Source organism: Dryocola clanedunensis (assembly GCF_038405435.1).
Taxonomy (GTDB): Bacteria; Pseudomonadota; Gammaproteobacteria; order Enterobacterales; family Enterobacteriaceae; genus Dryocola; species Dryocola clanedunensis_A.
The window spans coordinates 128720-142332 of record NZ_JBBYHZ010000001.1; the positions used below are offsets into that span (position 1 = coordinate 128720).

11 protein-coding genes are annotated in these 13613 nt (G+C 56.3%); 2 read left to right on the plus strand and 9 right to left on the minus strand.

Annotated elements, in window-relative coordinates:
* The first annotated feature begins 123 nt into the window (after positions 1–123).
* Complete coding sequence (gene queD, locus AAE045_RS00595) at positions 124–486, plus strand: 6-carboxytetrahydropterin synthase QueD (RefSeq protein WP_202303473.1); 363 nt, start codon at positions 124–126, stop codon at positions 484–486.
* 71 nt (positions 487–557) lie between these two features.
* Here queD and queE read toward each other — a convergent pair whose 3' ends face one another.
* The 3 genes from queE to AAE045_RS00610 all read right to left on the minus strand — a co-directional run bounded on the left by queE (position 558) and on the right by AAE045_RS00610 (position 3594).
* Positions 558–1229: a 7-carboxy-7-deazaguanine synthase QueE gene (queE, locus tag AAE045_RS00600; RefSeq protein ID WP_455546564.1), complete on the minus strand. Its 672-nt coding sequence runs from the start codon at positions 1227–1229 to the stop codon at positions 558–560.
* Positions 1230–1342: 113 nt separating this feature from the next.
* On the minus strand, positions 1343–2041 hold the full coding sequence (locus AAE045_RS00605; RefSeq protein ID WP_455546036.1) for an N-acetylmannosamine-6-phosphate 2-epimerase: 699 nt from the start codon (positions 2039–2041) through the stop codon (positions 1343–1345).
* Positions 2038–3594, minus strand: coding sequence for a PTS transporter subunit EIIC (locus AAE045_RS00610; RefSeq protein WP_455546037.1), 1557 nt, complete (start codon positions 3592–3594; stop codon positions 2038–2040). The genes AAE045_RS00605 and AAE045_RS00610 overlap by 4 nt, the downstream gene beginning before the upstream one ends.
* Positions 3595–3784: 190 nt before the next feature.
* Between AAE045_RS00610 and AAE045_RS00615 the strand changes: the two genes are divergently transcribed.
* A complete protein-coding gene (locus AAE045_RS00615; RefSeq protein ID WP_455546565.1) occupies positions 3785–4612 on the plus strand; it encodes a MurR/RpiR family transcriptional regulator in 828 nt (275 codons plus the stop codon).
* A gap of 34 nt (positions 4613–4646) precedes the next feature.
* Here AAE045_RS00615 and adhP read toward each other — a convergent pair whose 3' ends face one another.
* From adhP to rlmD, 6 genes are all read right to left on the minus strand, one after another.
* Positions 4647–5663, minus strand: coding sequence for an alcohol dehydrogenase AdhP (gene adhP, locus AAE045_RS00620; RefSeq protein ID WP_455546038.1), 1017 nt, complete (start codon positions 5661–5663; stop codon positions 4647–4649).
* Positions 5664–5829: 166 nt separating this feature from the next.
* A complete protein-coding gene (gene eno, locus AAE045_RS00625; protein WP_202303384.1) occupies positions 5830–7125 on the minus strand; it encodes a phosphopyruvate hydratase in 1296 nt (431 codons plus the stop codon).
* An 81-nt stretch (positions 7126–7206) separates the two neighbouring features.
* Positions 7207–8844, minus strand: a complete 1638-nt coding sequence (pyrG, locus tag AAE045_RS00630; RefSeq protein WP_455425549.1) for a CTP synthase — start codon at positions 8842–8844, stop codon at positions 7207–7209.
* Positions 8845–9070: 226 nt separating this feature from the next.
* Positions 9071–9862, minus strand: coding sequence for a nucleoside triphosphate pyrophosphohydrolase (gene mazG / locus AAE045_RS00635; RefSeq protein ID WP_202303382.1), 792 nt, complete (start codon positions 9860–9862; stop codon positions 9071–9073).
* 113 nt (positions 9863–9975) lie between these two features.
* Positions 9976–12207 (minus strand): GTP diphosphokinase, encoded by a 2232-nt coding sequence (relA, locus tag AAE045_RS00640; RefSeq protein WP_455546039.1) that lies wholly within the window; start codon positions 12205–12207, stop codon positions 9976–9978.
* Positions 12208–12256: 49 nt separating this feature from the next.
* Positions 12257–13570, minus strand: a complete 1314-nt coding sequence (rlmD, locus tag AAE045_RS00645) for a 23S rRNA (uracil(1939)-C(5))-methyltransferase RlmD (protein ID WP_455546040.1) — start codon at positions 13568–13570, stop codon at positions 12257–12259.
* Between the last annotated feature and the right edge of the window lie 43 nt (positions 13571–13613).

Consider the following 13613-nt stretch of genomic DNA (forward strand, 5'->3'; position numbering starts at 1 on the left):
CTAAAGCAGCGTGAGGGAAAGGCGGCATAAAGAAGATGAGGCTTTTAGTTAATGCGCAAAAATGTCAATTCCGGTACTATGCGGCGGTTTTTCGCTCGACTTAACTGCGCTAACTGAGACTCAATAATGGCAACCACCCTGTTTAAAGATTTTACCTTCGAAGCCGCCCACCGCCTGCCGCACGTACCGGAAGGCCACAAGTGCGGTCGCCTGCACGGCCACTCTTTCATGGTGCGCCTGGAAATCACCGGCGAGGTCGATCCGTATACGGGCTGGATTATGGATTTCTCCGAGCTGAAGGCGGCGTTTAAGCCAACCTACGACAGCCTGGATCATTACTATCTGAACGATATTCCAGGCCTTGAGAACCCAACCAGCGAAGTGCTGGCGAAGTGGATCTGGGACAAAATGAAGCCCATCGTTCCGCTGCTGAGCGCGGTGATGGTGAAAGAGACCTGTACTGCCGGATGCGTCTATAAAGGCTAAGGTTTTGGTGGATGGCGCTGACGCTTATCCACCCTACAGATCAGAAAGGCACCCTTGGGTGCCTTTCTGCGTTAAGCGATATTCAGATACTTATGCGTCTGCATGGAAAGCCGCCAGTTGCGGGCGATGCAGGTTTCGATGCACAGACGCGTGGCGTCTTCTTTCTGGCTGATGGGCTGCAGGGCAATCACACGGCTTTTCTCGTCGTGCAGCGTTGCCAGCAGTTCGTCCAGCGCTTCAATATCACGCATGCGTCCTACCGGGTGTTTAATCTCGTCTGCTCGTTCCAGCGCCTGCGCGAGGATGTCGTAGCCACCGCGCATATTCACCTTCGGCGAAACTGTTACCCAGGTCCCCGGCGTACAGCGCACTTCATGCGTGCCGCTGGTTTCAATCTGGCAGCTAAAACCATGGTGTTCCAGCAGCGAAGTGAGCGACATCAGGTCGTGAATGCACGGCTCGCCGCCGGTAATCACCACGTGGCGTGCGGTATAGCCCTGACGCTGAATGATATTCAGCAGCTCTTCCGCGCTGGCCCCGCCCCACTTATCGCTCTCTTTGGTTTTTGCCAGAATGCTGAACAGAGAGACTTCACGATCCGCGAGCTTATCCCAGGTGTGTTTGGTATCGCACCACGCACAGCCGACCGGGCAGCCTTGCAGGCGAATGAAGATGGCGGGCACACCAGTAAAATAGCCCTCCCCTTGCAGGGTCTGGAACATCTCGTTAATCGGGTACTGCATAATCATCTCTGTTATCTTCGCAAAAAGTAATTATCGCAGAACTAACGGTTGAGATCATGCGCGGCGGTGAAAACAGCCCAATTCGCTACGAACCGGGCTGGCCTGACTGGCGATTAGCCTTCTGAATACATCGCGCTGGCGAAACGGCGGGTAATTTGCTGCGGACGGGTAATCGCCCCGCCCACTACTACCGCATGCGCTCCCAGCTCAAGACAATGTGCCGCCATCTCCGGCGTTTCAACGTTGCCTTCCGCAATCACCGGGACGTGAACGGCTGCCACAACTTCACGCAGGAACTGGCAGTCGTTAGTGGCTAGTATCTGCCCCTGAGTCTCCGCCGTGTAGCCGTGCAGCGTGGTTCCGACGCAGTCAAAACCGATTTCTGCGGCGAAGCGCGCTTCTTCAACGGTGGCGATATCCGCCATCAGCAGCAGCTCCGGGTAACGTTCACGCACCGCAGCCACCAGCCCACGCAGATCTAAATCACCGGGGCGTTTATGCCCGGTAGCATCCATTGCAATCATCTGCGGGTTGGCCTGCATCAGCTCATCCACTTCTTTAAGCGTGGGCGTGATGTAGACGTCGCTGCCCGGATAGTCGCGCTTAACGATGGCGATAACCGGTAGATCCACCAGCTCCATGATGGCCTGCACATCAACAAGACTGTTAGCGCGAATCGCCGATGCGCCACCCTGAGCGGCCGCCAGCGCCATGCGCGACATGATAAACGGACTGTGCAGCGGCTCATCGTCCAGCGCCTGGCAGGAGACAATTAGCTTCCCGCGGATCTGCGACAGCATGGAATTTTTCATAGGGCGAGAATCTCCTCAACTTCATTTTTGATAATGGTGACGTGCGGGCCGTAGATAACCTGTACGCCGTTGCCACGGCGGATGACCGCACGTGCCCCCGTCTCTTTCAGCAGCGCTTCGTCCAGCAGCTCACCGTCGCGCAGCGTGACGCGCAGGCGAGTGGCGCAGCAGTCCAGCTCGACAATATTCTCTTTGCCGCCGAGGCCGACGATGACCTGAGCGGGGCGCTCCCCTGCCGTCATCCCCGAGCCCACGACGGACACATCTTCACGACCGGGCGTTTTGAAATTAAAGCGGGTGATAACAAAGCGGAAAGTGAAGTAGTAGAGGAAGAACCACGGGATGCCCACCAGCGGCACGTAGAGCCAGTTGGTTTTCGCCTCGCCCTGCAGAACGCCAAACAGGATGAAATCGATAAACCCGCCGGAAAACGTCTGTCCGATGGTGATGTGCAGCATGTGCGCCAGCATAAAGGCCAGCCCGTCGAACACGGCATGGATGACGTAAAGCACGGGGGCGATGAACAGGAACGAGAACTCAATCGGCTCGGTGATGCCGGTCAGGAAAGAGGTCAGCGCCGCAGAAATCAGCAGGCCCGCCACCCGCTTGCGGTTCTCTGGTTTAGCCGTGTGGTACATCGCAAGACAGGCGCCAATCAGGCCGAACATCATGGTAATGAAGCGCCCGGACATAAAGCGCGAGGTGCCGACGTAAAACTGCTGGGTGTTCGGATCGGCAAGCTGTGCGAAGAAGATACGCTGTGTGCCCTCCACGAGCTGGCCATTGATCATTTCGCTGCCGCCAAGGGCCGTGGTCCAGAACGGCAGATAGAAGATATGGTGCAGGCCGAACGGGCCAAGCATGCGCAGCACGAAGCCGTAAATAAAGGTGCCGAAGTAGCCCGTCGCGTCCACCAGCCCGCCCATGCCGAAAATCAGCTTCTGGAAGTGGGGCCAGACGAGAGTCATTGCCGCGCCGACCAGAATCGCCGCCATCGAGCTGACGATGGGAATAAAGCGCGACCCGCCAAAGAAGCCGAGGAACTGCGGCAGGGCGATTTTGTTATAGCGGTTATGCAGCATGGCGGTCACCAGGCCAATAACCACCCCGCCAAACACGCCGGTTTCCAGCGTCTGGATGCCCAGCGCCATTCCCTGCCCGACCGCGCCCGGGTTCGTTGCCGCAAGCTCGCCGCTCAGGATCAGCAGCGCGTTTATCGTCGCGTTCATGACCAGATACGCCAGCAGCGAGGCGAGTCCGGCGGTACCCTTATCCCCCTTCGCCAGCCCGACCGCGACCCCGACCGCAAACAGCACGGCCAGGTTGGCAAACACGATAGATCCCGCGCTCGCCATGATGGTGAAGATGCCCTGTAGCCAGGCGACGTCAAGGAAAGGATAGGCCGTAATGGTGTTTGGATTCGACAGCGCGCCGCCGATCCCCAGCAGCAAACCGGCCGCTGGCAGCACCGCCACCGGCAGCATAAAGGATTTACCGAACCGCTGGGCCTTCTCGAACCAGCCCCCGGAAGAGGCTCCGCTGAACATTGACATAAATTTTCCCCCTGGCTTAAGTTTGTGGTGAAAATTTTTATCACAATATATATTTATCATTGAAAATTTCCACCACCATTACGATCCGCGTCACACTTAATCGAATGTGCTGGCAAAACCAGGGGGCTTTCCGCCACACTGTAGCCGGTATGAAATGGCAAGCTTTCGAAGGGATGGTGAGATGAGTTCGATGACCGACAATGAAAATATTCTGCTGCACCTGCGCCAGAGCCTGCCGGGCTACAGCCCAACGCTGCAAAAGCTGGGCGAGTTCATCCTTGCCGGGCCTCAGAAGGTGCTTTATCTGACCATCACGGAGCTGGCGCGGGAAAGTGAAACCAGCGAAGCAAGCGTCACCCGCCTGTGTCGCCACCTGCGCTGTAAGGGATATACCGAGTTTAAAATGGCGCTGGCGCTGGATATCCAGCAGAGCCAGCCCGCCGCCGCCGTCAGCGAAGACAGCATTGATGAACTGGTGGAAGAGTCCGTTCAGGCGCTGCGCGATACGGGTAAGCTTATCGATCGTGAAGTGCTGACCCAGGCGGGAACAGCCCTGCATGAAGCCGCCTCCGTGCAGATTTACGGCGTGGCCGCGAGCGCCATCATGGGCGACTATCTGCACTATAAGCTTTTGCGTCTGGGTAAATCCGCCCAGCTTTTCAGCGATATGCACCGCGCCGCCATGAACGCCGCCACCTTAGGGGAGCGCGATCTGGTGGTGGCGATCTCCAGTTCAGGATCGACCAAAGATCTGCTGCACGTGGTTAAGCTTGCTAAAAAAAGAGGATCGCGGGTTTTGCTGCTGAGCAACACGATGCGCAGCCCGCTTGCGGATCTGGCGGATCTATTACTGGTTGCCGCGAAGCCGGAAGGCCCGCTAAGTGCAGGTTCACTGAACGCTAAGGTTGGGGCGATGCTGCTGGTGGAGGTGCTGGTGGGAGAGCTGATAACCCACGATGGGCGCTATGCAACGGCGAGCCAGCAGACCGCCAGCGCCACGCTGCCGCTGCTTTTATAGATAAAAAGGCCGGGGGATCCCGGCCTGTCGCTTGTTACCTGTGCGTTCTGAAATCAATCACCATGCGGCCTTTGATTTTGCCGCTCTCCATCTCTTCGAAAATGGTGTTGATGTCCTTCAGCGGGCGCAGCGCGACCTTCGGCGTAACCTTGCCTTCCGCCGCGAACTGGAACGCCTCGGCCAGATCCTGACGGGTGCCGACCAGCGAACCAACGACTTCTATGCCGTCCAGCACCAGGCGCGGTATGTTCAGGCTCATGGACTCTGACGGCAGGCCAACGGCCACCACGCGCCCACCCGCCCGAACGGCATCTACCGCCGAGTTAAACGCGGACTTCGCCACGGCGGTTACCACCGCAGCATGCGCGCCGCCGGTTTTCTCCTGGATGACCTTTCCGGCATCTTCGTTGCGGGAGTTAATCACCATATCGGCGCCGCTCTCTTTGGCAAAATCGAGCTGCGCGTCGTTAACGTCTACCGCGATGACTTTGGCGTTAAAAACGTTCTTCGCGTATTGCAGCGCAAGGTTGCCGAGGCCGCCCAGGCCGTAAATCGCAATCCACTGCCCTGGCTTGATGTTAGAAACCTTAACGGCTTTGTAAGTGGTCACACCCGCGCAGGTAATGCTGCTGGCGGCGGCTGATTCCAGGCCGTCCGGCACTTTTACCGCGTAATCGGCGACGACTATGCACTCTTCCGCCATGCCACCGTCTGCGGTATAGCCTGCGTTGGTCACGCTGCGACACAGCGTTTCATTGCCGCTGTTGCAGTATTCGCAGTGGCCGCAGCCACGGAAGAACCACGCAACGCTTGCCCGGTCGCCCACTTTTAAGGAGGTCACGCCAGGCCCGATGGATTTAACAATACCAATCCCTTCATGCCCGAGCGTAGTGCCCGTGACATCACCAAAATCACCATTCTTGACGTGCAAATCGGTGTGGCACACACCGCAGCATTCCATTGTCAGCAAGGCTTCACCGTGCTTAAGTTCACGCATCGGTTTATCAACGATATCAACGGAATGATCTTTCGTAACAACAGCTGCTTTCATGGCGGTCTCCTGACCTGGTTAATGACCTACCCAGCCTGGTCGACATTCATCCAGAGCGCAACTGATTAACTTTGATTAAGCATCAGAAGTCCATGACGCTCAAACTGCAGGCGAAAAAAAACCCGCCGAAGCGGGTTTTCTCAGAACTTAAAGCGACAGTAAGAGATTACTGACCTTTAACTTCTTTCAGACCGTTGAACGGTGCTGCATCACCCAGCGCTTCTTCGATACGAATCAGCTGGTTGTATTTAGCAACACGGTCAGAACGGCTCATAGAACCAGTTTTGATCTGGCCTGCAGCGGTACCCACAGCCAGGTCAGCGATGGTAGCGTCTTCAGTTTCGCCTGAACGGTGAGAGATAACGGCAGTGTAGCCAGCGTCTTTCGCCATTTTGATCGCAGCCAGAGTTTCGGTCAGAGAACCGATCTGGTTGAATTTGATCAGGATGGAGTTAGCGATGCCTTTGTCGATACCTTCTTTCAGGATCTTGGTGTTGGTTACGAACAGATCGTCACCAACCAGCTGGATTTTGTCGCCCAGTACTTTAGTCTGGTATGCGAAGCCAGCCCAGTCAGACTCGTCCAGACCGTCTTCGATAGAAACGATTGGGTACTGTTTAGTCAGATCTTCCAGGAAGTGGGTGAACTCTTCGGAGGTGAAAGCTTTGTTGCCTTCGCCAGCCAGAACGTATTTACCGTCTTTGTAGAATTCAGATGCCGCACAGTCCATAGCCAGAGTAACGTCTTTACCCAGCTCGTAGCCCGCAGCTTTAACCGCTTCAGCGATAACAGCCAGTGCTTCTGCGTTAGAACCCAGGTTAGGCGCGTAGCCACCTTCGTCACCAACAGCAGTGCTCATGCCTTTAGATTTCAGCACTTTCGCCAGGTTGTGGAACACTTCAGAACCGATACGGATCGCTTCTTTCAGCGTTTTAGCGCCAACTGGCTGAATCATGAACTCTTGAATATCAACGTTGTTGTCAGCGTGCTCGCCGCCGTTGATGATGTTCATCATAGGCAGAGGCATAGAGTATTTGCCTGGGGTGCCGTTCAGTTCAGCGATGTGTGCGTACAGCGGCAGGCCTTTAGAGGCAGCAGCAGCTTTAGCAGCAGCAAGAGAAACAGCCAGGATTGCGTTAGCACCGAAGTTAGATTTGTTTTCAGTACCATCAAGATCGATCATGATCTTGTCGATGTTAGCCTGGTCTTTCGCATCTTTACCCATAACCGCCTGAGCGATTGGGCCGTTAACAGCGGCAACGGCTTTAGTGACGCCTTTACCCATGTAACGAGACTTGTCGCCATCGCGCAGTTCCAGCGCTTCGCGGGAACCAGTAGAAGCACCTGATGGTGCAGCAGCCATACCTACGAAACCGCCTTCCAGATGAACTTCGGCTTCAACAGTCGGGTTACCACGGGAGTCGATGATTTCACGACCGATGACTTTAACGATTTTGGACATTAGGTTTTCCTCAGTACAAGTTAAACTAAAACTCCAGACAAACAACGCGCGAAATGTCGCGCGTTGTCGTTCTAACTCTGCTTACTTCGCCTGACGCTTCTGGTACTCACCGGCAGCTTTTACAAAGCCTGCAAACAGTGGATGCCCGTCACGCGGCGTAGAAGTAAATTCCGGGTGGAACTGGCAGGCAACAAACCATGGGTGGTTTGGAACCTCGATGATTTCTACCAGTTGATCATCGCCGGAGCGGCCCGCAACTTTCAGGCCCGCTGCTTCAATCTGCTTCAACAACATGTTGTTGACTTCGTAGCGGTGACGATGGCGCTCAACGATTTGCGGCTCGCCGTACATCTGGCGCACCAGCGTACCGTCGGTCAGCTGACACTGTTGGCCACCCAGACGCATGGTACCGCCCAGATCGCTCTTTTCAGTACGCACTTCAACGTTGCCTTCTTCGTCACGCCACTCGGTGATTAACGCCACCACCGGGTATTTACAGTCTGGCACAAATTCCGTGGAGTTGGCGTTAGCCATCCCTGCAACGTTACGCGCAAACTCGATCAGCGCAACCTGCATACCCAGGCAGATACCCAGATAAGGAATATTGTTTTCACGGGCATAGCGGGCGGTAGCAATTTTACCTTCCACGCCGCGATAGCCGAAACCGCCAGGGATAAGAATAGCATCCAGACCCTTAAGTAGCTCTTCGCCACGTGTTTCAACATCTTGCGAATCAATCAGCTTGATGTTGACGGTCAGACGGTTCTTCAGGCCACCGTGCTTCAGCGCTTCAATCACCGATTTGTAGGCATCCGGCAGTTCAATGTACTTGCCGACCATACCGATGGTGATCTCACCCGTTGGGTTCGCTTCTTCGTAGATTACCTGTTCCCACTCGCCCAGATTAGCTTCTGGTGCGTTAATGCTGAATCGTTTACAAATATAATCGTCCAGCCCCTGTGATTTCAACAGGCCTGGGATCTTATAAATCGAATCGACATCTTTCAGGGAGATAACCGCTTTCTCCGGCACGTTACAGAACAGCGCGATTTTCGCACGTTCGTTCGCCGGAACCACGCGGTCGGAACGGCAGATCAGCACGTCTGGCTGAATACCGATGGAAAGCAGTTCTTTTACGGAGTGCTGCGTTGGTTTGGTTTTCACCTCACCGGCTGCGGCCATGTACGGCACCAGAGTCAGGTGCATATACAGCGTGTGCTCACGGCCCACTTCAACGGCCATCTGGCGAATTGCTTCGAGGAACGGCAGGGATTCGATATCCCCGACGGTGCCGCCGATTTCAACCAGCACGACGTCATAGCCTTCGCCACCTTCAAGGATGCGTTCTTTGATAGCGTTGGTGATGTGGGGGATAACCTGTACGGTTGCGCCCAGATAGTCGCCACGGCGTTCTTTACGCAGAACTTCTGAGTAGATACGGCCGGTGGTAAAGTTGTTACGACGCGTCATTTTGTTACGGATGAAGCGCTCGTAGTGACCCAAATCCAGGTCGGTTTCAGCGCCGTCTTCGGTAACGAACACTTCCCCATGTTGAATAGGGCTCATGGTACCCGGATCGACGTTGATGTACGGATCGAGTTTCATGATGGATACGTTGAGGCCACGGGCTTCGAGAATAGCTGCGAGGGAGGCTGCGGCAATGCCTTTACCCAGAGAGGAAACGACCCCGCCGGTCACAAAAATATAGTTCGTTGTCATGCTGAACCTGAGAAGTTAGGTTTAAAGACGATGGAATAACCAGGACGGGAAAGCAGTATACCCGAACACTCAGGGTGCCACAAACTTTCATTCTTCAACCCGCCAACCTGACCTCGCGCTTTGTCAGGCCTGAGAAAATAGCGGGTCTGGCATAAATGTTTTTGACGCAAATCAAGCGCTTGTTAAATGGGAGTGCCAGGAAATAGCGCTTGATCGCAAAAACGCGTTAGATTTCAGTTTCCTGGCGTTTAACCTGCTGCCAGGCATTTTCCATTTGATCGAGGGTGGCATCGGTCATTTGCAGGCCCTGCGCGGCGATAATCCGCTCCACTTCCCGGAAACGACGCTCGAATTTGCGGTTGGCTTTTTGCAAAGCAACTTCGGCTTTGGTGCCTAGATGGCGGGCCAGATTGACGGTGGCGAACAGCAAATCCCCGACCTCTTCTTCAAGTTTCGCTTCGTCCACGACGACCTGCTGAGCTTCGTGCATCACCTCATCGATCTCTTCGTGAACTTTTTCGAGCACCGGGCCAAGAGAGGTCCAGTCGAAGCCCACGGAGGAGCAGCGCTTCTGAATTTTATGCGCGCGCATCAGGGCAGGAAATGCTTCGGGGATATCATCCAGCGCGGAGTGCTGAGCTTTCTCCGCGCGCTCGGCGGTTTTGATCTGCTCCCACTTCGCCAGCACTTCGGTACTGGTGCCCGCTTCGCCGTCGGCAAAAATATGCGGATGGCGGCGCTCCAGCTTGTCGCTGATGGATGAGCAGATATCGTCGAAGTTAAACCGCCCTTCTTCCTGCGCCATCTGCGCGTAGAACACCACCTGGAACAGCAGGTCGCCCAGCTCGCCGCGCAGATCGTCAAAATCTTCACGGTTGATGGCGTCCAGCACTTCGTAAGTTTCTTCCAGGGTGTAAGGTGCGATAGTGGCGAAGGTCTGCTCGCGGTCCCATGGACAGCCGTTTTCCGGGTCGCGCAGGCGCTTCATGATGCCAAGGAGGCGGTTAATTTCAGTCAAAGTCGATCCTTAAGAAAACGTAGGGCAGATAAGCAAAGCGCCATCTGCCGTGTATCGAACGATTTGGTGGATGACGCTTCGCTTATCCACCCTACCAGGCCAGGAGTGCCGGGTCAGCCGTGCAGCCGTTTCGCATCGATGATATCCGGCACCTGGTTCAGCTTGCCGAGCACGCGGCCCAGCACCTGCAGGTTATAGATTTCAATGTTCATATCGATGGTCGCCAGCTGCTGTTTGGTGTCGCTGCGGCTCGCCACGCCCAGCACGTTCACCTTCTCGTTTGCCAGAATAGTGGTGATATCGCGCAGCAGGCCGCTGCGATCGTTCGCCGTCACCCGCACCACCAGCGAATAGCCGCTGGAGTAGCTTTCGCCCCAGACGGCGTCCACGATGCGTTCCGGCGCGTGGGATTGCAGGTCGGCAAGCTGGTCGCAGTCCGCTCGGTGGATGGAGATGCCGCGTCCCTGAGTGATGAAACCGATAATTTCATCCCCCGGGATCGGCTGGCAGCAGCGCGCAATGTGGTGCATCAGATTGCCCACGCCTTCCACCACCACCCGGCCGTTGTCCTTGCTGCGGGACTGATGCTGGCTGGAGGATTTTTTCTCCAGCTGGCGCAGCGCCTGCTCGTCCTGTTCGGCGGCGGTCGGCTTGTTAAACTGCGCCTGCAGGAAGTTGCTCATCTGGTTGAGGCGAATATCACCGCCGCCAATCGCCGCCAGCAGCTCTTCAATTTCGTTGAAGTTGTAGCGCGGCAGCAGGTGCTTTTCAGCCTCTTTCAGGCTGATGCCCAGGCGCTCGATCTCGTCGTCGAGGATCTGCCGTCCGGCCAGAATGTTCTTGTCGCGATCCTGCTTGCGGAACCAGTTGTGGATCTTGGCGCGCCCACGGCTGGTGGTGACGTAGCCCAGGTTCGGGTTCAGCCAGTCGCGGCTTGGGTTCGGCTGTTTCTGGGTGATAATGTCAACCTGATCGCCCATCTGCAGCTGATAGGTGAACGGTACGATGCGCCCGCCAATTTTCGCGCCGATGCAGCGGTGCCCCACGTCGCTGTGGATGTGGTAGGCAAAGTCGAGCGGCGTAGAACCGGCTGGCAGGTCGACCACATCCCCTTTTGGCGTAAATACGTATACCCGGTCGTCGAAGACCTGGCTGCGCACTTCGTCGAGCATTTCGCCGGAGTCTGCCATCTCTTCCTGCCACGCAATCAGCTTACGCAGCCAGGCGATACGGTCTTCGTGCCCCGAGCTGCCGCTGCGCGCGTTGCCCTCTTTGTATTTCCAGTGGGCGGCGACGCCCAGCTCCGACTCCTCGTGCATCTGTTTGGTACGGATCTGGATTTCGATGGTTTTGCCGTTCGGCCCCAGCACAACCGTATGGATAGACTGGTAGCCGTTTGGCTTCGGGTTGGCAACGTAGTCGTCGAACTCGTCCGGCAGGTGGCGGAAATGCGTGTGTACGATGCCCAGCGCGGCATAACAGTCCTGCAAGCGTTCGGCCACGACGCGCACAGCTCGCACGTCGAACAGCTCGTCAAACGCCAGCGCCTTCTTCTGCATTTTGCGCCAGATGCTGTAGATGTGTTTCGGGCGGCCATACACTTCGGCCTTCACGCCCTCTTCTTTCATCGACTTGCGAAGCATGCCGACGAACTCATCAATGTAGTGCTCACGGTCGATACGACGCTCGTGCAGCAGCTTAGCGATGCGTTTATATTCCGCCGGATGCAGGTAGCGGAAGCAGTAATCTTCCAGCTCCCACTTCAGCTGGCCGATGCCAAGGCGGTTGGCAAGCGGCGCATAGATATTGGTACATTCTTTCGCCGCCAGCACGCGCTCGTCTTCCGGCGCGTCTTTCACTTCCCTCAGGTGGGCGATACGTTCGGCGAGCTTGATGACCACGCAGCGGAAGTCATCCACCATCGCCAGCAGCATGCGGCGAACGTTGTCGACCTGTTCTGCGGAGACGGAATCGGTATGGGCGGCTTTCAGCTGGCGAATGGCGGCCATGTCGCGCACGCCGTGTATCAGCGTCACCACCTGGCTATCAATGCTTTCTCTCATCACCTCTTCGGTGACCACGCCCGCATCCGCGAGAGGGAACAGCAGCGCCGCCCGCAGGGTGTCGTTGTCCATGCTGAGCATGGAGAGGATTTCCACCATCTCAACGCCGCGCCACAGCAGCAGCTCCGCGTTCGGATGGCCTTTCGTCTGCTGCTCGCAGTAACGCCAGGTTTCGGCTAAGCGCTCACACGACTGCTGGTTAGTGATCCCGAGACTCGCAATCCATTTATCGGGCGCAAATTCGCCAGCCTTGTTGATATGTGCACTTCTTACCGCAACCATTGTCCTCTCCTGTCGGTTTCTCGATCAGACCCCAGGCCTGATAAACCGCTTAAATACGCTCAAAGAGCGCCATTGACTCCAGGTGCCCAGTGTGGGGAAACATGTCGAGCATTGCCAGCCGCTGAATCTGATAGCCCGCTGCCAGCAGCGCTTCGCTGTCACGGGCAAGCGTGGTGGGGTTACACGAGACGTAAACCACCCGTTTGGGAGCAAGGCTAATCACATGCTGCATCACGCCTGGCGCACCGGCTCGGGCAGGGTCGAGTAAGATTTTATCGAACCCCTGCGCCGCCCAGGCATGACGAGTCACATCCTCCTCCAGATTTTCATGAAAGAATGTGACATTTTTCAGCGAATTATTTTGCGCATTATATTCGCCTTTCGCCACCAGCGCAGCAACGCCTTCCACCCCCACCACGCTCGCCGCTCGTTTTGCCAGCGGCAGGGTAAAATTGCCCATGCCGCAGAACAGATCCAGCACCCGATCCGTCGGCTGAACGTCCAGCCAGTCGATAGCGCGAGCGACCATCTGCTGATTCACCCCGTCGTTCACCTGGATAAAGTCACGCGGGCTGAAGCTTAATCGTAGACCGTCTGAATCATACCAGGGCGCTTCGTTGCCGTTCGCCTCAAGCGTTTCCCCGTCGGGTGCTAAAAATAGCGCAAGACCGACAGAATGCGAGAATTGTTCCAGTTTTTGTCGATCGGCAGGTTCCAGCGGCGAAAGATGCCGCAGAACCATCAGCGGACCGCTGCCCGCCAGCACCAGCTCCACGTGCCCTAACTTGCGCACGGCCTTCAGTTCCGACAGGCATTCACGCAGCGGGTTAATCAATGCTTCGAGCTGGGGCACCAGAACGGGGCACTGTTTGATATCCACCAGCTCTTTGTCGCTGGCCTTACGAAAGCCCATCTGCAACGTTTGCGATTTAAGATGGAAGTTGAGGCTCAGGCGCGCGCGACGGCGGTAGCCCCACGGCTCAGCGGAGATAATCTCATTCACCTCACGGGGGGCATCACGGGTGCCCATCATGCGGGCCAGCGCGCGGGATTTCGCCTGCTGCTGAAGGGGGACGCTGGCGTGCTGCTGCTGGCAGCCGCCGCATACGCCAAAGTGCGGGCAACGTGGCGCCACCCGATCGGGGCTGTCGTTTAAACGCCGTTTGACCACCGCCTGGGAAAAATTACGTTTATCCTCAGTGATAGTCACCTCGGCCTGCTCACCCGGCAGCGCGCCGGTGATAAACAGCGCTTTTCCGTTGTGACGCGCAACGCCCTGTCCGAAGGGATCGAGGTCATTAACCGTCACAGTTATGATCTGACGTGTCGTAACACGTCGCTTTGCAGAGTAGAATTGCGCCATATGTCGAGATGAGCTCTTAAATTTTAACCATTGCCTCAATTGT

Excerpts from the sequence above, each read along its gene's own strand:
- queE (WP_455546564.1), bottom strand. The coding sequence starts at position 1,229 with ATGCAGTACCCGATTAACGAGATGTTCCAGACCCTGCAAGGGGAGGGC.
- AAE045_RS00605 (WP_455546036.1), bottom strand. The coding sequence starts at position 2,041 with ATGAAAAATTCCATGCTGTCGCAGATCCGCGGGAAGCTAATTGTCTCC.
- AAE045_RS00610 (WP_455546037.1), bottom strand. The coding sequence starts at position 3,594 with ATGTCAATGTTCAGCGGAGCCTCTTCCGGGGGCTGGTTCGAGAAGGCC.
- AAE045_RS00615 (WP_455546565.1), top strand. The coding sequence starts at position 3,785 with ATGACCGACAATGAAAATATTCTGCTGCACCTGCGCCAGAGCCTGCCG.
- adhP (WP_455546038.1), bottom strand. The coding sequence starts at position 5,663 with ATGAAAGCAGCTGTTGTTACGAAAGATCATTCCGTTGATATCGTTGAT.
- eno (WP_202303384.1), bottom strand. The coding sequence starts at position 7,125 with ATGTCCAAAATCGTTAAAGTCATCGGTCGTGAAATCATCGACTCCCGT.
- pyrG (WP_455425549.1), bottom strand. The coding sequence starts at position 8,844 with ATGACAACGAACTATATTTTTGTGACCGGCGGGGTCGTTTCCTCTCTG.
- relA (WP_455546039.1), bottom strand. The coding sequence starts at position 12,207 with ATGGTTGCGGTAAGAAGTGCACATATCAACAAGGCTGGCGAATTTGCG.
- rlmD (WP_455546040.1), bottom strand. The coding sequence starts at position 13,570 with ATGGCGCAATTCTACTCTGCAAAGCGACGTGTTACGACACGTCAGATC.